At 62.2% G+C, this 26,345-nt stretch carries 22 protein-coding genes; all 22 read right to left on the reverse strand.

What is annotated here, in order from left to right; genetic code table 11:
- Window positions 1-178: 178 nt before the first annotated feature.
- Window positions 179-10,378, reverse strand: coding sequence for an enterotoxin A family protein (locus ACG873_RS10420; RefSeq protein ID WP_394891645.1), 10,200 nt, complete (start codon window positions 10,376-10,378; stop codon window positions 179-181).
- A 546-nt stretch (window positions 10,379-10,924) separates the two neighbouring features.
- Window positions 10,925-11,968, reverse strand: a complete 1,044-nt coding sequence (locus ACG873_RS10425) for an EscU/YscU/HrcU family type III secretion system export apparatus switch protein (protein WP_394891646.1) — start codon at window positions 11,966-11,968, stop codon at window positions 10,925-10,927.
- A 49-nt stretch (window positions 11,969-12,017) separates the two neighbouring features.
- A complete protein-coding gene (locus ACG873_RS10430; RefSeq protein ID WP_394891647.1) occupies window positions 12,018-12,455 on the reverse strand; it encodes a hypothetical protein in 438 nt (145 codons plus the stop codon).
- A gap of 6 nt (window positions 12,456-12,461) precedes the next feature.
- Entirely contained in the window at window positions 12,462-13,859 is a 1,398-nt protein-coding gene (locus ACG873_RS10435; protein WP_394891648.1) for a type II and III secretion system protein family protein, read from the reverse strand.
- 7 nt (window positions 13,860-13,866) lie between these two features.
- The gene (locus ACG873_RS10440; protein ID WP_394893440.1) at window positions 13,867-14,850 is read right to left on the reverse strand and encodes an FHIPEP family type III secretion protein; all 984 of its coding nucleotides are present in this window, start codon (window positions 14,848-14,850) and stop codon (window positions 13,867-13,869) included.
- On the reverse strand, window positions 14,762-15,199 hold the full coding sequence (locus ACG873_RS10445) for an FHIPEP family type III secretion protein (protein ID WP_394891649.1): 438 nt from the start codon (window positions 15,197-15,199) through the stop codon (window positions 14,762-14,764). The genes ACG873_RS10440 and ACG873_RS10445 overlap by 89 nt, the downstream gene beginning before the upstream one ends.
- On the reverse strand, window positions 15,187-16,023 hold the full coding sequence (locus tag ACG873_RS10450; RefSeq protein ID WP_394891650.1) for an FHIPEP family type III secretion protein: 837 nt from the start codon (window positions 16,021-16,023) through the stop codon (window positions 15,187-15,189). The genes ACG873_RS10445 and ACG873_RS10450 overlap by 13 nt, the downstream gene beginning before the upstream one ends.
- A complete protein-coding gene (locus ACG873_RS10455) occupies window positions 16,016-16,351 on the reverse strand; it encodes a tetratricopeptide repeat protein (protein WP_394891651.1) in 336 nt (111 codons plus the stop codon). Before ACG873_RS10455 ends, ACG873_RS10450 begins: the two co-directional genes overlap by 8 nt.
- Before the next feature lie 5 nt (window positions 16,352-16,356).
- A complete protein-coding gene (locus ACG873_RS10460; RefSeq protein WP_394891652.1) occupies window positions 16,357-16,785 on the reverse strand; it encodes a hypothetical protein in 429 nt (142 codons plus the stop codon).
- Window positions 16,782-17,735 (reverse strand): FHA domain-containing protein, encoded by a 954-nt coding sequence (locus tag ACG873_RS10465; RefSeq protein ID WP_394891653.1) that lies wholly within the window; start codon window positions 17,733-17,735, stop codon window positions 16,782-16,784. Before ACG873_RS10465 ends, ACG873_RS10460 begins: the two co-directional genes overlap by 4 nt.
- A gap of 115 nt (window positions 17,736-17,850) precedes the next feature.
- Window positions 17,851-18,024 (reverse strand): hypothetical protein, encoded by a 174-nt coding sequence (locus ACG873_RS10470; RefSeq protein ID WP_394891654.1) that lies wholly within the window; start codon window positions 18,022-18,024, stop codon window positions 17,851-17,853.
- Between the two features lie 145 nt (window positions 18,025-18,169).
- Entirely contained in the window at window positions 18,170-18,994 is an 825-nt protein-coding gene (gene sctT, locus ACG873_RS10475; RefSeq protein WP_394891655.1) for a type III secretion system export apparatus subunit SctT, read from the reverse strand.
- Between the two features lie 3 nt (window positions 18,995-18,997).
- Window positions 18,998-19,267: an EscS/YscS/HrcS family type III secretion system export apparatus protein gene (locus tag ACG873_RS10480; RefSeq protein WP_394891656.1), complete on the reverse strand. Its 270-nt coding sequence runs from the start codon at window positions 19,265-19,267 to the stop codon at window positions 18,998-19,000.
- A gap of 28 nt (window positions 19,268-19,295) precedes the next feature.
- Window positions 19,296-19,946, reverse strand: a complete 651-nt coding sequence (sctR, locus tag ACG873_RS10485) for a type III secretion system export apparatus subunit SctR (protein ID WP_394891657.1) — start codon at window positions 19,944-19,946, stop codon at window positions 19,296-19,298.
- Entirely contained in the window at window positions 19,943-21,070 is a 1,128-nt protein-coding gene (gene sctQ / locus ACG873_RS10490) for a type III secretion system cytoplasmic ring protein SctQ (protein ID WP_394891658.1), read from the reverse strand. The genes sctR and sctQ overlap by 4 nt, the downstream gene beginning before the upstream one ends.
- Complete coding sequence (locus ACG873_RS10495) at window positions 21,064-21,555, reverse strand: hypothetical protein (RefSeq protein WP_394891659.1); 492 nt, start codon at window positions 21,553-21,555, stop codon at window positions 21,064-21,066. Before ACG873_RS10495 ends, sctQ begins: the two co-directional genes overlap by 7 nt.
- The gene (locus ACG873_RS10500) at window positions 21,552-22,892 is read right to left on the reverse strand and encodes a FliI/YscN family ATPase (protein WP_394891660.1); all 1,341 of its coding nucleotides are present in this window, start codon (window positions 22,890-22,892) and stop codon (window positions 21,552-21,554) included. Before ACG873_RS10500 ends, ACG873_RS10495 begins: the two co-directional genes overlap by 4 nt.
- Window positions 22,889-23,497 carry a type III secretion system stator protein SctL gene (gene sctL / locus ACG873_RS10505; RefSeq protein ID WP_394891661.1) on the reverse strand — a complete coding sequence of 203 codons (609 nt, stop codon included), beginning with the start codon at window positions 23,495-23,497 and terminating at the stop codon, window positions 22,889-22,891. The genes ACG873_RS10500 and sctL overlap by 4 nt, the downstream gene beginning before the upstream one ends.
- On the reverse strand, window positions 23,494-24,096 hold the full coding sequence (locus ACG873_RS10510; RefSeq protein ID WP_394891662.1) for a SctK family type III secretion system sorting platform protein: 603 nt from the start codon (window positions 24,094-24,096) through the stop codon (window positions 23,494-23,496). Before ACG873_RS10510 ends, sctL begins: the two co-directional genes overlap by 4 nt.
- A 5-nt stretch (window positions 24,097-24,101) precedes the next feature.
- Window positions 24,102-25,013 carry a type III secretion system inner membrane ring lipoprotein SctJ gene (sctJ, locus tag ACG873_RS10515; protein ID WP_394891663.1) on the reverse strand — a complete coding sequence of 304 codons (912 nt, stop codon included), beginning with the start codon at window positions 25,011-25,013 and terminating at the stop codon, window positions 24,102-24,104.
- On the reverse strand, window positions 24,929-25,537 hold the full coding sequence (locus ACG873_RS10520; RefSeq protein WP_394891664.1) for a hypothetical protein: 609 nt from the start codon (window positions 25,535-25,537) through the stop codon (window positions 24,929-24,931). The genes sctJ and ACG873_RS10520 overlap by 85 nt, the downstream gene beginning before the upstream one ends.
- 12 nt (window positions 25,538-25,549) lie before the next feature.
- A complete protein-coding gene (locus ACG873_RS10525; RefSeq protein ID WP_394891665.1) occupies window positions 25,550-26,146 on the reverse strand; it encodes a type III secretion protein in 597 nt (198 codons plus the stop codon).
- Between the last annotated feature and the right edge of the window lie 199 nt (window positions 26,147-26,345).

Below are 26,345 nucleotides of genomic sequence, written 5' to 3' on the forward strand. Positions count from 1 at the left end.
GACCACTTTCGAGAGCCGCACATTAACCGACTAAAAAAATAATCCGCTGGAACTCGGTAGTTTTCAGCACCACGGTCCGATCCGGATTTTATTAGCCGACTTATTTTGTGGCGAGATCACATTTTGTAACTTCCGGCGAACCTATCCGGCATGTATTCAAATCCAGGGAGCTACCGTTTTACCGTGGCAGGTAGATCCGGTCCCCCGCAAACAGCAGGCTCGGATTGGCTATATGCTCCAAATTGAGCGCCACCGTTGCCGAGATGCTCTTTTGGTGATGGATCGCGAGGCCGATGATGCTGCCGTTGTTCTGGACGATGATAGCGCGATAGCCCTGCTTCTCGAGTTTGGGGTTGAAGCGACCCGATTGGTCCTGAGCACCTTCGGGGTGAGCCGCGAGATATTCGGCGCGCACCCATCCCTGCATCTCCTTGCCCTCAACGTCGATCGCCCGCACCGGAGCCCACATGGTCCCGTCTGTATCTGTCTTGCGAGAGCCGGTTTCGCGCACCAGCGCACCCGGTCGCAATACACCGAGGCGATCGGCGTCCGCGTTCGGCGCCTGGCGCAAGCTGAGGCCGATTTCCGAAGTGATCGCAAATTGCGGCTCGACCCTATCCGCCGGTTTCGCATCGGTAGGGTCCGGTGGAGGCGGCGTGTCATCGGGCTGTACGACGCCGTCATCCGGGCTGAGATTCACGCTGGTTGCGGGAGGGTCCGGCTCCCCCGGGTTCTGGCCATCGGTTCCGGCCACTTTCCATGGCTCGCCATCCAACGTGTCCCAGGCGAAGAGGAACATGCCGGCCCCGAAGGTGACGCCCAGAGCCAGGCGGTCCGCAGCCGCCCAGCGCTTGTCGGACTTTGCTGCCGCCGTAATGTCGGCTTCAGTGCGTGGCAGGGGCTGCCGGTTCAACTTGTCTGCGCGGATTGCCGAGGCCCAGAATTCGGCACTGCCCAGCGCGAACAGTACGCCAGAACTCCATCCGAGCGGCGAATGCAGATTCTGTGCGGTATAGGCGATAGAGCCGCCGAGATAGGCGGCGTTGCCGACATGGTCGCCGAGCAGGCGCATCACCGTGCGGCCAGTGAAGGCCTGCATTGTCGACTTAGTGCCATAGATCATATTGCCCAGCGTGAAGGTGCCGTTCACGACCGGGTTTGATCCGCTCTGGATCAGCGGCGCTGCAGCTCCGGGCGAGGAAACGATGAACGAAAGTCCGCTCGAGAGGTTCAGCGCGCAGCCAAGCTTGGTATGCGGCGCCGTTGCATTGGGAAAGATCGACTGCACGCTGAAGACGGCGCCGCGCCACGCGAACGCCACGCCGCTGGCTGTCGCCGTCCAATGCGGGGGCAGCGAACTCCACAGCATGTAGGACGAAGTCGCCATGGTGCCGAAGGTTTCAAGCGCCGCCTGGTGTTCCTTGAACCGCGAATAGACCAACGCGCCATCCACGAAAGCCCGCTGCTCCGGCGTCATCGTTTTCCGGTAAGCGGTTTTGAAGGTCGACAGTTGCTGCACCGACAGCGCGTTTGTCTGATCCGTGCTCATCCACCCGAACTGTTCGAGCGTGAACTTGCGGAACTGACCGGGGCCCAACTCTTCAAGCTGCTTCGGCGTCACGGCCGCGATCTGCGGCCGGGTTAGCGCTTCGAAATGGTTGACTGTGAAGGCCCCCCACTGGTCGCGCATCAACGCTGCGATCTGCCCGGGAGTCAACCAAGACACCTGCTCCGGCGTCAGTTTCGCGGTATCGATCGCGGCGGTGCCCGTCTCGGGAATTGCGCGCAACTGCTCTTTGGAAAGCCGATCCCACGCTGTATTCTCGCGCGCGATGCCGAGCTGCGTATCGTCAAGCTTGGCGAACTGCCGCCCCCGCATTTGGGAAAGGTCCAATCCGAGGGCTTTCAGCTGTTGGGGATCGAGCATGGCCAGCTGATCCGGAGTGATCTTCAGGCGCTGAGCGGAGGTGAATTGCTTCAGCTGAAGCGGCGAGAACGCGTCGATTTGGTCGGCGTTCATGCCGGCGATGCGCCCAGGCGGAATCGCGGCGACACGACTGGGCCTGATCCCGTTGAGCTGATCGGCGCTCAATGCCCGCAATTGTTTTGGCCGGAACGCCGCGATCTGGTCGTAGCTCAGGAACGCCATCTGGCCGGGCGTCAGGCCGCGCAGTTGTTCGGAAGTGAACTGTGCGATGTGCCGCGGTTCGATGGCGATGAGCTCGGCGCGAGACAGGTTGCCAATTTCGTCGGTCGACCAGGACCGCACCGTCCCGGCCGGCGGCGCCTGGACCTCCGGCTGCACGAGCGAACCCAGCGGGATAGGTTCATGGTCGCCGAGCGGGTAGAGGTCGAAATTGCCCTTGCGTTCCGAATAGGCTGCGAGGAATGCCTGCACATCCGCCGCATCATCGCGTCGCAGGAACGTGCCTTCGACGATTTTCGTGGCAGGGCCGTTGCGGAAGTTCTCGATCATCGCCCTCTGGTCGGGCTGCGCATGCTCGGCCAGATCGTCGAGGAAACGCTTCAGCGAGGCCTCGGCGCCCTTCGGAATCATGAATGCCGAACGATCGTGGGCAGCGGCGCGCCCAAGCCATTGCGGCGCGTAGAGGCCGTAGATCTCGCCGTCCTGGCCGGTCAGCTTCAGGGTTGTGTAGTGGTCCTTTGCGATCGAACGCGGTTCGCTGCGCGGATTGCTCTTGTACTGCACCCGCACCTCGGCGGTATACGCAAGCGCTCCGCTCGACAGAGGCGGGGTCGAGAGCGAGACCGTGTAACGTGTCGCAGGCGTTCCATACTGGCCGTAGAGGTTTTCGTATATGTTCCCGTTCGTGGGCATGGAGCGCGATTGCGGCGGATGTCCGGAGTGAAGGCTGTCGGGAAGATGCGCGTCGCGCCACTCGTTCGCCTTGCCCTTGATCTTGTAGCTCTTCGACGTCACGAACTTGTCCGGATTGAAGGCGAGGGCGCCGGGCAGCCTGTTGCTGTCGTTGAATATGACGTCGACGAGCATGGCCTCGGAATTGAGCACGCGCTGGTTTTCGCCGGTCAGGAGCACGATGTCCGCGAAGGGCGCCTTGCCGGGCACAGCCGAAAGACGCATGCCGCTCGCCACAGGATTCTCAACATATGAAACGGTGTTCGACGGATCGATCTGCCCCGCCTCGACGAGGTTGTGAATGATGTCGACACCTTCTCCGCGGTTAAGCGCATCGGCAAGCTGTTGCGCCGCCGCCGGATCCTTGACCGCAAACTGGATTTGCAGGGTGGTTGTGCCCAGCGCCGCCTGGATCTGGTCGTAGGCCTCGCGGGAGACAACATCGCCCGCCTTCAGTGTATCCTTGACCGGAGATTCCGGCCGCTTCTCGTAACCCACGCGCGGAAGCGCATCGACGGCGTCGACATGGTTCGCCAAGACGGGCAGGCGGAGACCCGCCTTGAACTCGGTCATGACCCTGTCGAACGGCAGCGTGTCCTGGAGCCTGACATGGCCGGCCCCGTTGTCCGCGGCCACGCCGAAGAAATCGCGCTCGCCGGGATTGAGCGTGACGTCCTCTCCCTTGAGGGATGGCGTATATGCCATCTCGATAACGGTCGCGGAACCGGATTCCTCGGGCGTCTTGCCGACGACGGAGGCAAAGCTGGGCTTGATTTCGTACCCTGAACGGTCCGTGAATACTGCGTTCTTCACGACTTCGGAGAGGTCGCTGGCCCGCACCGGGAACGCCGTCTGATTGGAAACCGGCCAGACGCCTGCCTGAAGGCCGGTGATGTTGAGATATTCCCGCGCGCGCACGGAAACGACACCTTCCGTGCTCAGCGCATCCTTCAGCGGCGTCAGTTTCCTTTCACGGAAGCTCTCTCCGATTGACCGCGCGATCTTGCCAAAATCCGTCTTCGTACCGAAGCCGAAACCGACAGTTCCGATTGTGGGCGAGCCGATGCCGAATGGTTCTCCGGTATTCAGGCGAGCCCGGAAAGTAACGCCGATCCGGAAATCGGGTAGCTTGTCCCTCCACGATGTCAGCGGCGGAACCTCATGCGCCGTCGCAAGCATCTCCGGCGTGAACGGCGAAACCTCCGGCTGCACGGTTGCCCTTTGCTCGGGGGGCAGGTTGTAGTTGATCAGGATTTCCTGCCCTTCCGGCGCTGCCGCTCCGAGCGTGTAGCGCATCAACGGGTGCGAGCCGCCGTCATTGGTGGCCAACAGGATCGATGCATCGTCGGGCGGAGGAGGTATCAACGGAGATTGCCCGGTTTCGCCGTCCGGCTTGTCGACCGGCGGCGCCGTTCCCTCGGCATCTTGCGCTGGCGCGATTCCATCGCCTTCGGCCATGCCTTCGATCAGGTCAGGCTGGCGCAGGACAACTTGCCGCTGTTTGGGCGTTGACGCGGCCTGGTAGTCGAAACCTTCATTGCGTGTGAAACCGCCGACGAAGTTGCCGTCAGGATCCATCTTCCGCCAGCCATAGACCTCGTTCCACGGAACGCTGCCGTTTATGGCCACCTCGTCTTCCAAGGCCTTGCCTTGATTAAGTTGCCAGCCGCCGGCCTCGAACTCGGTGGGAACGTGGTGGCGCGGACTTTTTGGGTTTACCACGTAGAGATAGGTGTAACCCTGCTCCCTTGCCGAACGGGAGTTCTGCGAAACAAAGGCCTTCGCCCCCTCGATCGAACCGCTCGTGCCAACAAAGCGGCCACGGGTGTTGCCCGTGACGTAGTTGTACAGCGAGATCCCTTCGGCATTGTCGACCCACAGCCCGGTCGCGGGTGGCGGCGAAAACCCACCATCGGCCATGATCTGCGCGGGGGAGCGCGTGTCGGCACGGAAGACAAATGGACGGGCGTGGTCGCGGACCGTTTGCGTGACACCCGCCGTCGTTTCGTTCCGCTCGGCCGATGACGCGGCCACCTCCGGGCCCGCTTCTTCTCCGGACGTCCGGGAAGCGACCGGTGTGATCTCGCCATTGCCGTCCACGGCAAATATTGCCCGGCTGACATTTCCGTCGCCATCGGCGATGAAAAGCCGTGGCGCGGATTGGCCGTCGACAGTCGCCTGCGTCACGCGGGGATCGCGCGGGGCATAGGAGGCAGCGTCTGTTGCCTGGGCGCTCGCCTCAGGCGGCAACCAGTGGCGATATATGTTGCCGATAATCCGCGCATCGTTGAGCGCTTGCACCAGCTCCGCGGAAGGCGGCGCGTCGAGGAAGACCCAGCGTGGCTCGTAGCCCGGAATCCTGTTCCGCAAGGCAACATCCTTGTTGATCTGCTCCTGGATGCTGGAGGTCAGCGGCACCTCTCTCATATGCGGCGCGCCGCTGATGGTCGTCCACAAATTGTACGTCTTGACCTCGATGGCCTCCATTCCACGGACGGTATGGACCGGCGCATCGACATGACGTCCCCCTGGACGCGTGACGGGGAATGGCCCGTTCGGGTCGAGCGGTACGGGGAAATGCTGCTGGCCCGCGGAGCCGTTGAGTTCCTGTATGTAGATTTCGCCGGCCTGCCATTTGTCCGGCTGCCTCATGCCCCGGACCTGCTCAAGCGTGTGGGTCGTTGGCGGGTCAGGGCCGATTTCCTTGGGCTGATGCCCGGCCGGAAGCACTCGCTGAGTGTCCACAAGGCCTAGCGGAATAGAACCATCCCGTCGCAAAGGCAGAATGAGCGGTGCGTCCGTTGCGGGATCGCGCAGCAGCACGTGCGTCTTGCCGGCCACGTCCTGGGCTCGCGGCAGTTCCCCGTGCCGGTGCACGAAGATGGTGTCCGCGCTCGTCGGCTGATCGCCGAGGACCACGGCATCCACCATCTGCCCGTCTTCAGCGCGAACCCTGATGATGTCGGCACCGCCGCGTCCGGCGATCGGCGTGAGGTCCGCTGTTGTCCTTGTCGAGCCCGATACGACGATCTGCTCGGGGCCGCCATCTCGGCCAGGAATGATGATAGAATCCGGCTCGATCACCGGCGTTTGCTGGCCAGGGGTGTCAGTCAGGTTACCGGTTCCGCGGCCGGGCCGGTAGGTTGCGATCGTCCTCACCCCCGCGCCAGTGCCCATCACGCCGGTTCCCAGACCGAGCACGCTGTTCGCCAGTTCAAGCCCGGACATGTCGCCGCCATGTATCGCAAGGTCGACGCCTGACTGGACAACAAGGGGCGCACCGACCGTCAGGGCGGTGGCGTCCAACCCATGGGCGGCCATGTTCACCCCGCCTGCCGTGCGGGTATAGTTGGCGACTTGCGTCGCATAGGGCGAGGCAGTGTAGGCGAATTCTCTCCCTGCGAGGTTTATGGTGCCGGATTTCATGGGCAGCGCGCCGATGCTGCCCGGCAGCGCCCGGCTGGCCGGGATGCCGGCGCGCACCATGCCGAAGCTGCGCAGGGCGCTGCCGCCGACGGGCAGCGCCGTCGCCGCCATCATGCCCATATTCATCAGCGATTCTTTGTCGCCCCATTCGCCGCCGTGGTTCAGATAGTCGGCCTGCTTGAAGGCCGTCCGGCCGGCGAGATACACGCCACTGCCAATAGCGATTGGCGCCGCGACCGGCGCCAGGGGCGTGAACGACAATACGGTCGCGACGCCGCCAACAATGCCGACGACGGGATCGACAACCTTGTCCCAGGTCGAGACGTTGCGCGCCTGCACGACATCAAGCGAGATTCTGCCGTCGGCGCCGGCAGTCATCTCAAGGTTCTTCGGCACGATCAACTTGCCATCTTCAGAGAACTGGCGGTTGTTGTCCTGGAAGTCCTTGAGGCTGTCGAACTTCTGGCCCGCGGCGTCGATGTATCTGGTGCCTTCGTCGGTCCTTACGGCGTAGAGCGCCGTTTGATGCGGAGAGCTGCCTTCCTCGGAATAGAATATCGGCACGACACGGACGTCGGCGTTGTCGCCGCCTGTCTCGTTGATCTCGTCGATGATCTTCTGCCGTGCCTCGCGCCCGTCTTCCGTGCTCGGATCGATGCCGGCAGTCCGGTCGATGGTCCGGGACAGCTCGGTGGCGTCCAAATCCTGGAACTCATTGTTGAATCCCGAATTCAACAGACTCTGGAACCTACCTTGGTAGATGCCATCGAGCGCGCCCTGCTCGTCGCGTTCGAGATACTCCGCTTCCGTCGTTCCGGTGGTGTCGGTCAGCAGCTCCGGATTTCCGAGGCGCATTTCGTTGTAGGCGATGCTGTTGTCCAGCATGCTCTTGGACTGCGTGAGTTGGTCCCCTTGTGCCTCGGCGTCTGCTAACCGTACGCCGGCAAGAGCCAATTCCGGGTTTACCCAGCCACGCAACTGGGTCATGCTTCCATCTCCGGACGGGATTTCGATGTCGGTGTAGACCAGCTTGCCACTTTCCGTAAGCGCCGCTAGCCCTTGCGACCGAACCTGTTCCGCCACATCCGGCGCCACTTCGATGGTCTGACCGCCGACCTGAATCGGAACGCTCGTCTCGCCCGGCGCCAACGTGCCTTCCGGCGGCGTTGCGGTGCCGGTCCCGTGGGTCTGCACCAGCTCGTTGTAATCGGTCCGGAGGCCGGGCAGCTGCTTGTCGATCGCGGCGAGGTTTTCGGTGACGCCGCTGTGGAGCAACTGGTTCAGTTCGAGCGCCGCGCTTTCGACACCGCCCTTCGCCGCGGCCAGCGGCGAGGCGACGCACACATTGCCTTCGCTTGTTGGGCCGGCCAACTCCATCCACTCTCGATTGAGCGGGCGGCCGCGCATTTCGTCCGTGTAGTTGGTGTCATTCGGGTTCACCGCCAAGGCCACTTCGAGCACGTGGCCGTCCTCGCCGCTGAAGACGTCGTTCTCGTAGCGGTTCTGCAGCATCAGCTTGCCGTCTTTGATGACGACCTCGCTGTCGATGAGCTTGCCGGTATGCTCTCCGGCGCCGTTCTTATAGCCGTTCGGATCGAAATGATGCGGATTTCTCTGCCGATAGTCGGCTATGGCGCGAGTCTCGAACTCCTGGAGTTCTACGCCTAGAGCGGCGTCGGTCTGAAGCGCGCCGAAGTAATTGTTGTAGGCCTCGCTTAACCCCAGCTGTTGCCCTGCGCCGACGGATTGCAGCGCGGTCTCCGGAGCGACCCAGCGCCATTCCGTGCCCGTCGTTCCGTCCGGTCGCGTCACATCGACCTGGACGCGTATCGGCTTGTCGCCATTCGACAGCGCCGTGATGTCGCCCGAATTGTTGTACGCTTCCGCGACTTCGGGGGCGACCTGCAGCTTCTGCCCGCCGATCTCGATCTCGACCGGCTGGGCGCCCTCGGCCAGCGTTCCGGGCGGCGCGTCGATGGCTCCGGTCATGCTGACGTTGAAGTCGATGATCGCCTTGTCGCCTGCCTTGGTCTGCAGGTCGACATCGGAGAAGAGCTTGTTGATGTCGGCTCTCGCCTGCTTTCCCTTGGCGACTTCGGCATCGTAGTCGTAGTTGGATCCGGCCGCGGTAGCGACCGGTGTCGTGCCGCCCGGATAGAACGGCATCGCCGCTTGCTGGCCGATCGCCTGGTCGAGCGAGGTCACAGCCTGATCGTAGTGGCCGCGCGCCTCGCTTGCCTGGCCATATGCGTCATGGGCCAGGGTCTGGGCTTGCTGCGCATCGGCAAGAGTGCCGGGCGCCGTCGATGGATTCCATTGCAGGCCATGGGCCGCCAGGGCATCGTTCACCTGCGCGCGTAGGTCACGCATCGTGCCATTGAACTCAGGCGTCTTGGCGTAGACTTGCAGATCGGCCTCGCTGGCCGTGATCAGCGAGTTCGTCTCGACCACCCGGGAGTTCGCGCCCGCCTCGGCGGCAGCGGCGCGCGCAACCTCCGGATGCACCCACCTCCAGGAGCCGTTGACATTGATTGGCACCCATTTGTCGGCCGTGCCGCCGTTCGTTGCGATAGGCGTCTGCGTCGCGTCCGGCTGCGTGATGCCGGCAGGCGGCGGGGTGCCGATCAGCTCTCCCGGCGATCCCGGCGGCGGCGCGCCGATCGGATCGATGACCTGGCCTTCCGGATTGAGCGTCGGTTCCGCCGGCCTTCCGGAACCGTATTTACCCTCGGCGTCCACACGGGCCTGGGTCGCGTCCGCCGCCTGCTGCTGCTGGCCGGGCAGACGCGTCTGGGCCAGCTGACTTTCCGCGAACGCCTTCTGAGCCTGGCCCAGCCTGGCGATCTCCGGATCAGCGCTGTTGGGCGTCGCTTCCATCAGCATGGTCGCGAAGGAGTCCTGCACAGAGCCCGCCTTGATCGTCTGCTGATCGCCATTGCTGGTGTTGGTGAGCGTCCTGTCGCCATTTGGCGCGGTCGTCAGCTGATAGCCGTTGAAAGTGACGGTGGTTGTGGTCTGTTCGGATCCATCCGCGCCCTTCGCCTTGACGACTTCGGTCCTGCGTCCGTCGGCGTCAATGGTAATGTCGGTTGTCGTATTCGACCTGGGGTCGAGTTCGCGCGTTGTCTGGGCACCGGTCTCGGCATTTCGTTCGGTATGCCTCGTCACGCCGTTGCCGTCGATGGAATCGCTGGTGCTGTTGCCATTCGGCTTGGTTACGGTGACGTTGGTCGAGTCGTGGTCGTAATCGTGAGAGTAGCTGGTCGTCTGACCGCTCTGTGGCTCGGTCACCTCGACGACATGGCCCACGCTGGTTTGAGTTTCCGTGACCGTCATGCCTAAGGCCTGCATCCCGGCAATGACCTGGTCGCGGCTGATGCCGCGCGTCTCGGCAATTTCGTGGATGGAGCGCCCTTGGGCCAACTCTTTCTGGATGGATGGAATGCTCTGGTCGCCGCCGACAGCGAGCATATTCTCCGTCGCCACCGGACCGACGAAATCCTGCAGGTGCGGCGGGCGCACATAATGCGAAGCGGGAGCCGGCATGCCGGGCGCGGATTGCCAGGGCGCCAGTTCGACCTTTTTGCCATCAGGGCCGATGACGACGGCGCTTGCCGTGCCGTCCTGCGCTATGGTGGTCTCGACCCTAGTTCCGTTGGGATGGCTCGTCTCGACGACCCTGCTTCCGGCACTGTCCATGTCGAGGTCGTCAACACGTGTCGTGGTGATCGTTCCCGTTTTGGAATCGTAGTTCTGGTTCACTTTCCAGCCCGATTCGTCACGAACCGGATTGGAAACAGGCGCCGTCTGCGGGTTCTCCTGGACCGTTGTGTAATAAGTTCCGTGCTGGAAATCGTAGTGTTCGGTAATGGTTCGGCCCTGCGCGTCATCGATGACGGTGGTGCGCACGTCGCCATTGTCGCTGGTCGGCGGCGTCACGACCGGCTGGTTGCCTCCGGCCAATGTCGTAATCACCGCCTCGCGGGTCATGCCGCGCTCCTGTGCAACCTGCTCGGTGCTCTTGCCGGCGGCCAGGTCGTTGAATATCCCTTCAGAAAGGTTCGGTTGCAGCAACGGTGTAAACGTTGGCTGCGCGAGCGATCCGTTTTGAGGGAAGAGCGGGGCAATCTTCGGCGGCTCCGCCGGCCTGGGTTGCGGGGGCGGCGGAGGAGGAGCCGGAGGCGTCGGATTCGTTATTCCGAGCTTCGCGAGGTCTTCCGGTGAACCGTAATACCTTCCAGCCCGATACGTCACACGGCCAGCGGCGTCGACGACCTGCACCATTCCTAGCTCCCGAATTCCATTCCGCCAGCAGTCGAAACGCGATGCCGACAGGCCGTATGCCCGCTTGGGGAAGAGATCGGGAACATGAGCTGGTGTCTGGTGACCGTGCTTGCCGCAGCATTTGCTACGGCCGTCGCGGCGCGGATCGCATCGGCAATCGGCTGGAGGAAACGAAACGACATAATCGCCATGGCCCTCTCCCGCTGGATTGGGTCGGGCTCTGCGAGCCGGCTAGACCCGTTCCGCGAACGGATATTTCCTTGTTGACACCCTACGGGCGCGCCTTCCGCTCGCAAAATCCAGTTGGTTCATGAATGCCGAAAGGAGCCGGGTTTCTCACACCAGATTGAGCTGGCGCAGATGCCGCACGACAACCGGATAGGTATCGGGCCTGATATATTCTCCGGCCCTCGAGCCCTTGAAGAGAGCGTCAAGCAGCTCGCGATCCTCAACGATCGATATGCCACGACGCCTTGCTTCGGCCGCGATCGTCATTCCGGGCTTCCCGGATCCCTTGGCCGTAACGACAGGAATCCGCGTTTCGCCGCCGACATAGCGCAGTCCCACAGCCCGGTCGCCTACAACGGCAACGAAGGACGAGTCCTTCACCTTAAGCTTCTTAGGCGCGGACAGCGTTTCGCGGCGCAAGCGCTGAAATTCGCGCTGTATCAGCGGGTCGCCTTCGACGTCCTTGTGCTCGCGCCTGTATTCCGTCGCGGACATGCGCATGTCGCGCATGAACAGCTGACGCTGGATTGGAAGATCGGCAAGGCCGATGACGATGAAGGCTATGGCGGCAGCAAATCCAAGCGGCGTAACGATACCGAGAATGACAGGAATCAGGCAGGTGTCACCACAGCCCGGAGCTTCGACGATTGGCCTCAGCCAGGCCAGCAGGATGATGACGAAGAGAACAGTCAACAGCAGCAGTTTCACCAGCCCCTTGGCGAACTCGACGACGTTTCGCAACGAGACGATCCGCTGCAAGCCTTTCACCGGATTTATGTTCTCGAATTTCGGCTTGATCGGCTCGCTAGAGAACACCGGTCCGCCCATGATGACGGCAGCCGAAAGTACAGTCGCGACGACGACGACAATCGCTAACGGCAGGAGCGTCAGCAGAACCGCCCAGCCGAATTCCTCGCTGACGCGTCCTATCTCCGCCTCGAATGGATGGGTCGTCGCCTCGATGACAACATCGAGCAGCCTGTCGACACGCGCAGCTATGTCGGGCCACGCCATATTGAGATAGGCAAGCGCGAAAAGCAGCGCGACCGCCGAAACGAGATCATGACTTTGCCATGCCTGACCTTTCTGGCGGGCGTCCCTGAGCTTCTTGTCGGACGCTGGAAGGCGTTTTTCCTCGGTTTCTTCGGACAATGTTGCTTCCTGCCGAACTCAACCCTGGCTGGTTTTCCGAAGGCCTGAGTTAGTTGCCGGTGTCGGATTGGTCCTGATTGTTGGCGCCGCCCAGCGGATCGTCCTCCTCGCCGTAAAGGTAGCGCTTGGCGGCGCGCACTCCGGGTGCAGCGCGTGCGGGTCCCATCCGGCGACCCTCGACGAGGTCGCGTTGGCTTTCGGCCATGCGCTGGAGATTGTAGGCGTTCGCGCAGCCCGGCGGTAGATGCGGTCCTAGCGGCGGTGTAATCGTCTGAGACGTGCTGGCGAGAGAAGGATCGGTATCGGCCGGTTCACCAAGGCAGGCATCGGGAACAAGAATTGAGCCATCGGCACCTTTTGCGGAACCGCCGTCGGTCGAGATATAGCTATAGCCTGGCGAGTAATCGGACTCCGGTTCGGTCTGGCAGCCGGAAATGCCAAGGCTAAGTAGGACGATCAGGGGCAGGGAATGGTTGGTCACGATCATCTTCGCTCACTTCACGATCATACCGGTGTTGCGCGATTTTCGGGCAGCCTTGCGCTTCCTGGCCGGCCGGTCGATCGGCGTTGCCAGATCATGGCTCCTCACCGGCTCCACCAGATAGGGCGTGATCAGGACCACCAATTCCGTCTCTTCCTTGCGAAAGCGCTCGGACCGGAAAAGTGCGCCGAGGACCGGAACGTCCCCGGCTATCGGCACCTTATCCAGGTCGCGGGAGAAGGTTTGCTGAAAAAGACCAGCAATCGCAAAGGTTTGCCCGCTTGCAACCTCGACGGTTGTGTCGACCCTCCGCACTGTAAAGCTCGGCAGGTTGAAGCCGTCCACCGTAACCGACGTCCCTGTAACCGAGGGAGTGCTGACCTCCGGCTTGACATGCAGGCCGATACGATTGTTGCCGATGATCGTAGGGGTAAAAGTCAGCGATACCCCGAAGGGCTTGTACTCGGCGGTGACCGTGTCCTCGCTTTGCGGGATCGGAATGGGTATCTCGCCACCGGCGAGAAAGCTCGCTGTCTGCCCGCTCACCGCGGTCAAGTTGGGTTCGGCGAGGATTTTGAGGACTCCGTTCTTTTTCAGCGCGTCAATTATTACCTCGAAATTGAAGCCGGTGTCATGGGAAAGGCCCGCCTCGAAATTGCCTCCTGCGCTGTCCGGGAAGGCGTTGTTCTGGAGCATGCCGAATTCGAAGCCGCTTGACCGGTAACCAATGTTCCAGTCGATGCCATAGGATTGCAGTTCGCTGCGCGAAACCTCGGCGAAGCGAACCCGGATGTTGACCTGCTGCGAACCTTGAATTGTGGTGTCGTTCAGCGGCTCTTGATCTGGCGGCGAGAAGGTGCGGGCGACGTTGTCAACGTCGACGGCCTCATCCATGTCGGCCGCCTCTCCCATGGCGACGATGCGGGTGCCGAAAATTGCCAGATCGGTTGTCCCGGTGGCGTTAAGCGCTCGGTTCGCTTCGTTGGCCGGAGCCGCATCCATCGTCACGCGGAGCAGCGCGGTCGCCTCGACCTGCTTGTCGCCGGTGACCGCGATGAGATTGGTGACGCCCGGCTTCAGGCCATAAACATAGACGATGTCGCCGGCGACGACTTGCAGGTCGGCGATTGTCGTGTCGGCGATCAGCACCGACTCGACCGGCCCGTTGAAACGCAGGAGGTGTCCCTGACCGACGGCCACATTGACCACGAATTTGCCCGAGAGACCTTGGGTGTTCTCCTGGGCCGATACACGGCCCGCGACAAAGCATGCCATCAGCAAGACTAACGTCATGGAAAGCCAGCGCATGCGGCAATCAGTTGCCGGACATGCGGCTGTCGTAATTCGGTTGTCGATCATTAATCCCCCTCGGCAGATAGTATTTCGGCCACGCGCAATTTCACGGATCACGACATGTTCATGTCCCCTGGCCGGCATCTGCCATTGCCGGTAGCGACCGCGGTCCCCGAAAATTCGCGGTAGCCTCCTGTGTTCCTCCAATCATCGCGAGCGGCTGCACGTTGAATTCCGGGGCAAGCTCCTGATAGGCCAAGACGGGAAAGAGAATGCCGTTATGCGCCAACAGGCTGCGGACATGGCGGCGAACGTCACCGGATGCGAGCACGACGGGCAGGGCGCCGGCCTCGGTCTTGGCCTGCGCTTTCTGGAGCTGAGCCACCAGCGCCTGGATCTGACTGCCCGTCGGATTGAAATGCGTGCCGGAAGGCGACGACTGAATCGAATTTCTGATGGCGTCCTCAGCCGGCCTCTGCAGCACATAGGCCGGGATGACATTATCTTGGTTCGCGGCGCGGAAGCTGATCTGGCGCCTGAGGGCTGTTCGCACCTGCTCGGTCAGCAGCAGGACATCCTGCTCACGCTGGCCTGAATCGGCGATTGCCTCGAGAATGAGACGAATGTTGCGCACCGGGACATTCTCGGACACCAGCCGGCGTAGCACGTCGGCGATCTTCTGCAGCGGCAACGTTTCCTGCGCCTGGCGGACCAGATCGCTATATTCAGCCTCCGCTTCGGTCAGCAGCTTGCGGGTTTCCTGAATGCCCACGAAATGGCTGGCATATTGGCGCAGTGCGTAGGCGAGCCAGCGGCCGATAATATCGAGCGGCGGCAGGACTTCGATATCGGCACGCGTGAGGCTTGCTGCGCCCGCTGCATCGACCCACAGGGACTTCCTCGCTCCAGCAACGCCCGGTCCCTCATCGACGCTCACATTCGCGAGGTCGACATGTTCGGGAGCTTCATCGACAAACAGCTTTCCGGCAGGGATTTCCGCTTCAAGGATAGGCGCCCCTTCAAGGTCGATGCGAAGGCGGCGCGCAGGCATGGCATCGTCCACGATTCGTTCGGCTGCGGGAATCTCGATGCCCAGATCGGTGAATATCTCGCGTCTGACATTGCTGACGCGGCGGCTCGAGTTCGGTATCGAGCGCATCGCTCGCAAGGCTTGGGCCCAGTCGTATCGCCAGTGGCGACGACGACAGCAAGGCGATCGCAGCTTCCTGCGCCTCCGCTCGCTGCAGCGTCACAGGCTTGCTGCCTGTTTCTCCAATCCGTTGCTCGGGCGACGCTTCGAAAAGGCTGCTACGGCCGCGGGCAAGGTAGGCCGCGGCGGCGCAGGAAAGGGCAAGTCCTGCAAAGATGATGGTGGGGAAGCCGGGCACGAAGCCGAGCGCGAGCATGATAACGGCGGCGAGGCCGAGGGCCCGCGCATTGCTCGTCAGTTGCGACACGACCTGGCTGCCGAGCCCCCTTCGCCCTCGTCACCGGATACCCGTGTCACCATCACGCCCGCCGAGACTGCGACAAGCAGAGCGGGAATCTGCGCGACCAGCCCGTCGCCAATCGAGAGCAACGTATAGATGCTGGCTGCTTCACTCGCGCTCATTCCGTGTTGCATCATGCCGACGGTGAAGCCGCCGACGAGATTGACGAGAATGATGATGATGCCGGCCATGACGTCGCCCTTGACGAACTTCATGGCGCCGTCCATCGCGCCGTAGAGTTGGCTCTCGCGCTCGAGCTGCTGACGAAGGTGGTGCGCCTGGGCGCGGTCTATGTCGCCGTTGCGCAATTCGGCATCGATACTCATCTGCTTGCCCGGCAGTGCGTCCAGCGTGAAGCGCGCGGCCACCTCGGCGACGCGCTCGGAACCTTTGGCGATGACGATGAACTGGGCGATGGTGATGATCAGGAACACGATCAGGCCAACGACTATCGAACCACCGACAACGAATTCGCCGAATGTCGTGACGATTTCGCCCGCGTCGGCCTGCAGCAGGATGAGCCGGGTGGTGGTAATGGTGATTGCCAATCTGAAAATCGTCGCGACCAGGATCACCGAAGGCATCGCCGAGAATTGCAATGGACGCTCTGCGTAGAGCGCCACAATCAGGATCAGCATGCTGAAGGCGATGTTGGTGGTGATCAGGATGTCGACCAGAAAGGTTGGCAGCGGAATGAGCATCATCGCCACGGCGACGAGCATCAGCACAGCGATTACCAAGTCGCCGCGCCCGGACACCTTGACAAGAAAAGGCAGCAAACGCTCAAGCATGGCTGTCCAGCATCTGGTGATTGTCGAGGAACCGGCGGAAGGACTGCCGCGCCTCGCCAGGACAGCCGGCCGCCAACAAAGCACGACTTTTCAGCAGCGTGAGCCCGGGGTGATCTGCACCGTCGATCGTCTCAAGCTTGCTAATCGCGGCGAGAGCCTTTTCCGGTTCGCCGTCAAGAATGAGCAGATGCGCGAGCGTGCGCAGCACACCGGCGTCGTCCGGCGCCAGTTGCGCGGCGATAAGCAGATACGCAGCGCCACGCTTGGCCTGACCGTGGCAACCATAGAGATATCCCAGCATATGCATCAATTGTACGGTGTCGCGCACGCCGTTCAGATGTCGGTCCCTCCATGCAACTTCTTAAGTATTTCGAGATGCCGGTTGATCTCGTCGCGCATGAGCGCATCCGCCATCGAACGCAGTTGTTCGCCGCCTCCGAGGCGCGGAAGCAACTCGCTGATGCAATCCTCCAGAATGGAGGCGGCGCGCCGCAAGATGGCCGGATCGGGGATACGTGGACGCACATACTGCACCAACATATCATTGATCGGGGTGCCGGATGGACCGGCTTCGAACAAGATGGCGCCGTTCTCGATGCCTAGGGCTTCCCTCGATCCGCCGGCATTGTTCGTCTTTTGCTCGACTGCGTCGGGCCGTCGGCGCTCGACCTGTTGGCCACGAGTAGCTCCCGCTCGCGCATGCGGTGAAACCGCATCCAAGTTGGAGACGTCGAGTCGTGAACCTTCGATGCGGCGGCTCATGGATACCTCAAGGCAATGGTCGCTCCGTCCTTGCCAAGTATCAGCGCGTCCTCGCCGATCCGCTTGATCGACCAGCCGTTTTCGACGAACGCGCCTTCATGATAGCGAGCACCGTCGGCCGTGATGATATAGGGCCGGTTGCCATACCAGATTGCCTGAAGCGCCAGCTGCGGCGCAGCTTCGGCGCTGGCGACAGCCACGGTCGACGCCAGCATGAACTTCGCACCATGGGTTTGATCGAACCAGGCCTGCACGTTCGCCCATGCCTGGCTCCGATCTCTCGGCACCGTTCCGGCCACACTGATACGGCCGTCATCGACGTGTATATCCAGCGGCCCAATGCCGGCCTCCTCGATCTTCTGCGTCAGATCTCGCGTCGCTGCAGTGACCGACCTATCGCCCGCAGCGGTAGCCGATGCTTCAGTGCCGGCTGCCGGAAGGGCCGCTGCCAAGGCTTTCGAAACATGTTTGGTATCAGCCATGGATAGCTGGTTGGCCACCACGGAAAGGACGAAGACGCCGACGAGGCCAATGAGAGTCAGTGCCAAGGTGCGCGAAAGAAATGAACGCTCCGCGTCGTGCTGCTGATGTCGTATCCGCACCATAGCGCCGCCGATGCGCGCATTGAGCGGCAGCCGGCATTTTTGGCCGTGTCCCTGCGGCACCACGCCCTTGTCAAGCAGCACATCGCCGCCGAAGGCTTCAATCTCGACTGAGGAGCCACTGAGGCGCAGCCGCGCATGACTTGGCGCCACGCCTTCGTCCCTCAGCACGATATCGGATTCAACATTCGATCCGATCGAATGGAACTCGCCGTCAAGTGCAAGCTGCGCGCCGGCGTGAAGTCCGTCGGTGACCTCGAGCAGGATAATGGGGGTTGCGACAGGCGCAAATGCTGCTAGCGCCGTGCTAGCAGAATTGCGCGTTCCGAGCCCCGGTTCGCCGCCCATCTTCGCCTCCTAAGCAGATGCACAAGCCGCTTTGAGAGGATGCGCGACAGCTATCGCGCACCCGGATCGTCTGCGCCGCTCGAAGTTTCCGCGACGCGACCTGTCACGATGACCGTTAGGACTTCTGGGCGGCGCTGCCCATGTCCTTGGACGTGCCCATCTGGAAGTCGTGCTCCATCTTGTGGGTGTCCTTCTTCACCTCGAGCGCGAACATACGTTCCTGCTGCGCAATCATTTTGTCGAGCATCGCTTCGGGGTTGGTGCCGCCTATGGAAGGGACCGTCGTCATGATTGGACTCCTCGCTGGGATTAAGTCGTATCAATGCAGATCGCCGACGCTCCGTTCGACGCCTACGCGCAAACCTTACGGAAGAGTTACGGCGGGACGAAATCCATTTGGTTTGTGGCGTCACGCCGAGACGGCAGACGGTTCGTCAGCGGATCTCGCCGGGTCGGCAGTTCGGGCAGGAAAGGCTCTCAAGCAGCTCGCTCGCGTCGCGCAGGAACGACATTTCCTGGCCCATGTAGCTGATGAGGAAAGCCGCATAGACGACGAGCAGCAGGCTGAAGACCAATGTCTTGACCACCAACGACATGGCGAAGACATTCATGTGGGGGGCGGCCTTCGCCACGAAGCCTAGCAGCACGTCCGACAGCAAAAGACCGACGACGATCGGGAAACTCAGGACGAGCGCCATGGTGAGAACGCGTGTCAGCAAATCGAGAAAGACATCCGCCGATTCGGCGCTGAAGACCGGCATTAGGCTTTCGATGGGCCACAGCCTGTAGCTGTCGAACACCGTCGTCAGCATAAATTCGAGGCCGCCTGCAGCGAGGAACAGCGCGATCAGGGTGATTGCAAAGAGAGTGCCGGTGGGGCTTGTCTCATGCGTCATCATCGGGTCGATCAGCGATCCCATGGTCGAGCCACGCTGGAGGTCGACAATGTCGCCGGCCGCCTCGGCCGCCCAGAATGGCACGCCGAGCACGAGGCCCAGTGTCGCGCCGACAAGCATTTCCTTCATGCCGAGGATGACGAAGGTGGCCACTGTGAAATCGACGCCGCGCAGCGCCTCTGTCAACGCCGGATAGAGTGGGATCGCGAAAGCGATGGCGACGCCGTTCCGCAACAGGCCAGTCAGCCGCAGGCGGGAAAACAGCGGCAGGACGACGATGAAGCCCAGCATGCGCGCGACGACGAAACCCGCCGCCAGAATGTAGAACTCGGCCTCTTGGAGCCAGCCCAGAAACGATTCCATTCCCTAGCGCGTCGCAGTTGGAAATTCGTCGAAAATCGCGGTCGCCTGTTCCGCGATCTGATGGGCCATAAAGGGCCCGGTGATCAGGATGACTACCAGCACGACGACGAGCTTGATCGTCTGCGGCAGCGATTGATCCTGGATCTGGGTCAGGGCCTGGATCAGGCCGATCAACAGGCCCGTGACCAACGAAACGACAATCGCCGGCGCCGACATGAGCAGCATGATCATAAACGCCTCTTGGACCTTCGCGAGTATGATGTCGCTGTTCATTTTCTTGATGTTCCTTGGCGCCGAGGGGTCAGGCATAGCTGAGGATCAGCCCGTGCATCAGACGCGACCATCCGTCGATGGCGACGAACAGAAGCAGCTTTAGCGGAATGGAGATCAGCACCGGCGACACCATGATCATGCCAAGCGTCATCAGCACATTGGCAACGACGATGTCGATGATCAGGAAGGGCAGGTACAGCAGGAAGCCGATCTCGAAGGCGCGGGTCAGTTCCGATGCAACGAAGGCCGGGATAAGGATGGAAAGATCGTCGTCGCGCACATTTTTGCGCGCTTCCTCCGGCCAAAGCCTGCCTGTGCCTTCAAGAAAGAATTTACGCTCATTCGGCTCGGTGAAGCGTATGAGGTGCACCTTCAGCGGTTCCTTGATCAACTCGGCGGCAGCTCTGACGTCATCGACAGTCTCGAATTTCGTCTGGCCCTGCAGCCGATTCGACATTTCGCTCAGAAGCGGCGTGGTGATGTAGCTCGTCAGCACCAGCGCGATGCCATAGAGCACCAAATTCGGCGGCATCTGCTGGACGCCCAGCGCGTTCCTTATCAGGAAGAGCACGATCGAGATTTTGAGGAATCCCGTCATCGTCACCACGGCGAGCGGCACCAACCCAACGGTGCCGATGGCGATCAACAGGACCAGAAGGCTGGGCGCCCCTTCAATCATTTTGCGAAAATGCGCCTGACGCGAATGCCGAGGCCTTCGCCGATCCTGACGATTTCACCTTGTCCGATGCGCTTGCCGCCGGAAATGATGTTGATGCTGTCCGCCGCAGCGTCGGGGAGCGGAAGAACAGCGCCGGGGGCGAGTTTCCTGACCTGTTCGACGGACAGGGTCGCGCGGCCTGCTTCGAAGACCAGCGTTACCGACAGGTCGCTCACGTCAAGGTCTTCAGGTTGCTCGCCGATAGATCGCATCCGGCCTGAACTCATCATCCACTCCCATCTTGAACCCGTGACCCTCCGCAGGCGGTCGAGTAACCGCACGCCGGACCCTGCAAATTCGACCGGCGCTGCGAACACGCCGCCCAACTCGACCATTGCCGACACCGACTCGCCGGAGGTATCGTCGATCACCACGACATCGCCGGCGGCGAGGTCTTCGAGTTCTGCCAGCGTGATCCGAACCGCGCCGCGGCAAATACTGAGAGACAAGAGCGGATCGACAGCTTCCGCTGCCGGCGCCGGCGCGGCGACATCCAGAAGGCGAGCCAGACTGAGCGCTAAATCCTTATCGTCGAAAAGCAGGAGGCCCATCGGGGCACCATCACCATGATGTAGCGCCAGCCGAAAACGCGCTGCGTCTGCCGCCGAGCTCTGCGCGAAAGCGACAGTTTTCAGCTCAACGGCACGGCCGAGATGCTGCTCGAAATCAGTCAGTTCCTGCGCGACCAGTGCTTCGACGAGTAGCGCGGCATGCGCGGAATTGAGCTGTTCAAGATCGGCCACCAAGTTCTGGCGGGCAAGCATGCCCATCAGGAGACTCCGATCCACATGCAGCGAGGCTTCGGCGTCGCCAACTGCGACCGTGATCGCCGTATCCCAAGCCCGCGCTTCGTCCAGGCACCATTTGGCGGTGGCCGTTGCCGCCATTCCGCCAAGTTCAAACCGGATCGCTGGCCGGCCCCGGTAGAATGCGTTCAGAGCCTCCAGATCGTCCGGCGAAACCTTTTCGAGTTCCAGCCGCTCCCATCCGGATGCGGTCCGCGAAGACCTTGCCCGCTGGCGATGCGCCGACTTCCGGCCGCCTGGCTGCGTGTCGGCTGGGGGAGGGGACGTGGATTTCAGCATGAGTCTGCTAGGCGTTCCGCGGGCTTGTAGTCCTCTTCCGCCATCAGTTCGACCAGCGCGGCTTCACGTATCGCGCCGCGCTCCGCCACCTTGGTGGCGAGAGCGTCGATCTTTTCAAGGACCAACCGGGCACGGCGCAGCTTGTCTTTCGCTTCCGCGAGCTCAAGCCAACGGGCATGAACACGCTGCTCCGCGGCATCCTTGGCTTCGGCCAGCCTGGCTGCCTCGAATTGCGCGGCAAGGTATCTGTTCTCGAGATCCTGCATGCTGGCGACGCTCAGCTTCTGCCCGATCATCGCGTCCATCGCTATTCGCTCGGCGGCGGCTGCGCGCTCCAAGTGGCTCTCGATCGCCCTTGCGGCATCCGCGACGAGGCGCTCGGCCTCTTTGTGCGCCGCGTGGCTGCGGCTGGCTACCTCTTCGGCGCGCCGTAACCGTGCTTCCCGTATCGAGCGGGTGCCTGCGATGAACCTGGCGTCTTTCATGAAAGGGCAATCTCGCTCATGAGCCGCAGCGTCTCGGCAAGCGCCTCGCTCGATTTAGAATCCTGCCGCAGGAACGCGTTGATCCGGTCTGCCTTGGCTATTGCCTCGTCCGTCGTGGTGTCGCTGCCACGTTCGTATTCCCCTACGCGCAGCAGCAGTTCGACCTCGGCATAGCGCGACATCATTTCCCGGATCCGTCCCGCGTGTTCCCGGTGCTCCTGCGATACCACCGTGTCCATCAGGCGGCTTCTGCTGCGCAGGACGTCTATCGCCGGAAAGTGGTTACGCTGCGCCAGTTCGGTGGACAGAAAGACGTGGCCGTCCAGCAGCGCCTGAATTTCCTCCGCTACCGGGTCCATCGTCCCGTCGCCTTCCATCAGGACGCTGTAGAGGCCTGTGATCGAGCCGATGCGTCCTGGCCCGGCCCGCTCCAGCAGGCGTGGCAGCGCGGCGAAGAGCGACGATGGATAGCCGCGCCGCGTCGGCGGCTCGCCGGAAGCAAGGCCAATCTCGCGCTGGGCGCGGGCAAAACGGGTGATGTTGTCCATGGCGAGCAGCACGTGCTTGCCCTGGTCGCGGAAATATTCCGCGATCGCGGTCGCCGCGTGGGCCGCCTTGACGCGCTCGATGGCCGGCCGGTCCGATGTTGCGGCGACGATCACCGACCGCGCAAGCCCTTCCGTGCCCGCCTGGCGTTCGACGAATTCGCGCACTTCCCGTCCGCGTTCGCCGACCAGCGCGATCACGGCAACGTCGGCATCAGTGCCGCGGACAATGTCGGCAAGCAACATCGACTTGCCGACGCCCGGCGCTCCAAACAGGCCAACGCGCTGGCCGCGCGCGCAAGTCAGGAGCCCGTCGAGCGCACGAATGCCGAGCGTCATCGGCTCCGAGATCAGGCCGCGTTGCATCGAGGGCGGGGGATCGGCAATGACAGGATAGCTGCCGGCGATATCCGCCTCGTCGAGCGGTGCGCCGTCAAGAGGGTCGCCGAGCGCGCTGATGACGCGACCGAGCAGCGCCGGGCCTATACGGATTTGCTGGCTCTTGAACGTCGGAATAACCTCGGTGAGGCTCGACAGGCCTGCAATGTCGCCGAGCGGCAGCAAGATCGCCATCTCGTCGAGCAGTCCGATCACTTCGGCTTTGAGCCGCCTCTTGGTTTTCGGATCGACCAGGTCGCAGATCTCGCCAATCCGGGCCTCTTCAAGGGCGGCATGGATGATGGCCCCGGTGACCTGGCGCACTCTGCCGGTGCGCCGCCGCGCCGCGTCGTGACGCAGGCCGTTGCGAAGGTTGGGAACGATGTCGGCGAGACGGCTGTCAATTCCGCTCATGTCGGCGTCTCCCCACGGTCGCGGACAGCCTCGGCGATTGCCGCGATCTGCGCCCCGATGGTCGCATCGACCACTGCGACATCGGTTGCCACGACGCAGCCGTCGCGCCGCAGATCGGCATCGGGGATGACCTCGATAGTTCCCTGGAAGCTTGATTCTGCGCGGAGAGCCGCAAGTTCATCTCGCACGGCGTCGACGGCTTGCGGATGCACCGTCACCTTGATGAAACGGCTGCGCCGCATCTCGGAAATCGTCTGCTTCGCCGCCTTCGCCACCAATTCGCTGGCATCGAACTCGCCAAGCACGCGAGCGATGACATCGGTCGCCAGGCCGATGACGTCCTTCTCGATCGAACCGAAATAGCGGTCCACCTTGGCTGCGACCTCCGCCAGGAGGCGAGTGGCTTCCGCGGCGCCCTCGGCCTTGCCGTCCTTATAGCCTTCGGCAAAGCTGTCGCCATAGGCGCCGCGGGCCGTATCGTGCAGCTCGGCAGCTCTGCGTTTCGCGGCGTCGAGGAAGGCAAACCCGTCTTGCCAGGCCTGTGCTTCGGCCGCTTTCAGAATTCGCCTGCCGGGCCGCGTCGGCAGTCCGATGCCGGGGTTCATCGTGCGGCCTCGCTGGCACGGCGGACAATCCCGGCGCCGCCTGTCATCGGCTCGGCGTCGAGATCGATGCCGCCCGGAAACTTGAGCTTCATCCATGCGGATGCGGGCTCCGACACGGCATTGCACCAGGCGGCTATGCAGCGCCAGCCGTCATCGTGCATACGCGCCGCGATCGTCTCCAGCGGCTCCAGAGGGCGGGGCGGCGCCGTAAGATCCCTGTTCGCCAAAGCAAAGGCGAACAGTTCCTCGCCGATCTGATAGTGGATGGCGCTCACCTTTTCCCTGCCGATCGCGCCAGCCAGAGAGCCGGACCAGCAGATCGCGCCCGCACGCATCGCCAGGGTCTCGATCTCCCGCTTGGGTGTCAGAGTGATCCGGTGGTCTTCGTCCGCCACATCGTCGCCGAGCGGCGCAAGCCCGAAATGCGAAGAAAGCAGCGCCGAAAGGCGCCGGGCCAGCCGGGGCGTCTCCAGCATGAACTGGCAACCGTGCACCGCGATCGCGCCGCCGAAGCATGCGGCAAGCTGGCTGGCATCGGTATAGACCGCGGGATTCTCGACGAAAGCATTCCAGTCAGGATCAAAGGCCGTCGGCGCCATCGCCTTCACACCGCCGAATGTTTGGCCGGAAGCGTCGTCTGGTTCAGCGCGTAGGTCCTGCGCCTGCTCCGATTCAGCAACGTGTGGACGAGCAGGACACCAAAAACGAGAACACCAGCGCCGAGACCGTAAACGATCCACATCGCCGCCGTCAGGCTATCGGGATGCAATTGCAATCCGAAGAAGGACGCGAAGGATGGTGTGCTCGACGGCCGTTCCGGAGGGGCGGCGACGGGAATCAGGACCACCGAGACATTGTCATAAGCGAGGCCGGCGACACCATTGGCCACCAGCATTTTCACTTGCGGGATGAGGTTCTCCATCCGCGTCGTCGCCTGATGACGGATGAAAACTGAAGCGGAGGAAGGCACGAGCTTCTGGCGCAGTGGATCGTTTTCCGGCAGGACCAGATGGACCCTTGCCGTCAGAACACCGTCAATATCGGAAATCGTGCGCGACAGTTCCTGGCTCAGGCCGAAGATCATCGCCGCCCGTTCCTCGACAGGCGAAGACACCAGACCGTCACGCTTGAATACGTCGCCGAGTGTGGCGTATTCCTGTTTGGGCAGGCCGTGGTCATTGAGGATCGCCATAGCCTCGGCAAAGTTATTCTCGCTCACTGTCACGGTCATCTTGCCGTCCTTCTCTGGTTTGCGCTCGGCGGAAATGCCATTGCGCACCAGAGTGGCGACCATCTCGTTCGCCTGCTGCTGACCAAGCCCGGTGTAGAGTTCGACCGAACACGCCTGCAAAAACAGCAGGATGCTCAGCACAGCAACAGTGATCGCAAGGCGACTTGGACGGTCCGACAAGTGCTCCCCCCGCTGCCCGCTTACTGCTGCTTGATCAGTGTGTTGACAGATGATGACGCCGCCGAGACGCTGTTCGTTGCGAGCGAGGCGCCGAAAAGGGCCCACGAGGCCGAAACATACTGGTCGAGCAGGCGCTGCATGTCCGCCTCGGCCATCTTGCCCGACGGCTGGCCGGAGCCGTCCGCGCCATTCCCGGCCGGCGCGGGCTGCGGCGATCCCATGGCGCCCTGCGCAGATTCCACCATGCTGCCGAGTGACCTCATCGTCGAATCGAACAGGGTGGAAGGATCGGAGCCGCCGGTGCCGCGCTTGCCTGACTCGTCCATATATTCGTAGAGGTGAAATTCCTTCACGGCTTCCGCGGGAGCCGGCGGGTTGCCGGCATCGCCATTATTGCCGGTGCGCATGTTCTGAACGTTCTGAGCGAGTTGGGCAGGTTCCGATCCGGCTGTTGTCGGTGTCGTCTTCTGTCCGGCTATCTTGTTCGTCGTGCCCGCCGGCGACTCCTTGACCGCCGGCTTGAGATATCCGGTACCAGCTGCCGCGGCGACGTTGATGTCGAGCCCTGCGGCAGTCGCGTCGGGAAGCAATTCCGCTACGGCCAAAGGCATCGTCGAGGCGATTTCCATTTCTACTGCTCCCTACTGCGTTGCGACGGATGGCTTTGCCGATGTCACGGGCTGAACGTCCACGGTGCGGCCGCGGAAAACCCGCACATTGACTTCCTTGCTGACAGTCCCGGAATCGCCCAGCCCGACGCTCTGCTTGACAAGCGCAATGTAGGACGGTGGTCCGGAAATCGTGACGGCTCTGTCTTTTTCGGAGATCCTCAGTGGAAAGCGGCTGTCGGATACACCCAGCCTATCGAGCCGCTCTGCAAGATCGGGCATCGTTTCCCGGCCAACCTGAACTATTTCGGTGCGCAAATCCGCCTCTGTCACGATGTTGAGCGTGGAGCCGTCATAGTGCCATACCAGCCCGTAGCGATCGCATACCCAATCCAAAAACGCTCGCGCTGATTCGTGCGGCTCGCCCGAGTTTAGCCGCCCCTTGATGCCATTGCCGAGCTTGATCGAAATGCCAAGGTTTCGGCCGAACTCCACCAAGGCAGCCTCCACGGGCTGATCGACGGCGATATATTTATACGGACTATCCGGCCAATCGGGTTCGATCGCACTCGCTGGCGCGATGGCGGCACAGATAAACGCCATCGCCCCGGCGGCGATCCGAATGCGCACAGAAATAGCCTTTCTGACTACCACCTCGGTAACGGGCCCATTCAGTCACATTGAAGGCATCGCCGACGCTGGCGCGCCGAAGACATAGCTCAGACAAAGCTAGTCCTCTCTTGCGAGATCGGAAAATCCAATTGGAACGCGCCGGGGACTCGTTTCAGGCAGAGCGGTCGACTATCGTCCGCGCCGGGGGCTGCCAGTA

Origin of the sequence: Allomesorhizobium aridi (genome assembly GCF_043769475.1) — a bacterium.
Taxonomy (GTDB): domain Bacteria; phylum Pseudomonadota; class Alphaproteobacteria; order Rhizobiales; family Rhizobiaceae; genus Allomesorhizobium.

Coding starts and splice junctions, on each gene's coding strand:
- ACG873_RS10430 (WP_394891647.1), bottom strand. CDS start 12,455: ATGATCGTGACCAACCATTCCCTGCCCCTGATCGTCCTACTTAGCCTT.
- ACG873_RS10450 (WP_394891650.1), bottom strand. CDS start 16,023: ATGCTTGAGCGTTTGCTGCCTTTTCTTGTCAAGGTGTCCGGGCGCGGC.
- ACG873_RS10460 (WP_394891652.1), bottom strand. CDS start 16,785: ATGAGCCGCCGCATCGAAGGTTCACGACTCGACGTCTCCAACTTGGAT.
- ACG873_RS10465 (WP_394891653.1), bottom strand. CDS start 17,735: ATGGGCGGCGAACCGGGGCTCGGAACGCGCAATTCTGCTAGCACGGCG.
- ACG873_RS10470 (WP_394891654.1), bottom strand. CDS start 18,024: ATGACGACGGTCCCTTCCATAGGCGGCACCAACCCCGAAGCGATGCTC.
- sctT (WP_394891655.1), bottom strand. CDS start 18,994: ATGGAATCGTTTCTGGGCTGGCTCCAAGAGGCCGAGTTCTACATTCTG.
- ACG873_RS10480 (WP_394891656.1), bottom strand. CDS start 19,267: ATGAACAGCGACATCATACTCGCGAAGGTCCAAGAGGCGTTTATGATC.
- sctR (WP_394891657.1), bottom strand. CDS start 19,946: ATGATTGAAGGGGCGCCCAGCCTTCTGGTCCTGTTGATCGCCATCGGC.
- sctQ (WP_394891658.1), bottom strand. CDS start 21,070: ATGCTGAAATCCACGTCCCCTCCCCCAGCCGACACGCAGCCAGGCGGC.
- ACG873_RS10495 (WP_394891659.1), bottom strand. CDS start 21,555: ATGAAAGACGCCAGGTTCATCGCAGGCACCCGCTCGATACGGGAAGCA.
- ACG873_RS10500 (WP_394891660.1), bottom strand. CDS start 22,892: ATGAGCGGAATTGACAGCCGTCTCGCCGACATCGTTCCCAACCTTCGC.
- sctL (WP_394891661.1), bottom strand. CDS start 23,497: ATGAACCCCGGCATCGGACTGCCGACGCGGCCCGGCAGGCGAATTCTG.
- ACG873_RS10510 (WP_394891662.1), bottom strand. CDS start 24,096: ATGGCGCCGACGGCCTTTGATCCTGACTGGAATGCTTTCGTCGAGAAT.
- ACG873_RS10520 (WP_394891664.1), bottom strand. CDS start 25,537: ATGGAAATCGCCTCGACGATGCCTTTGGCCGTAGCGGAATTGCTTCCC.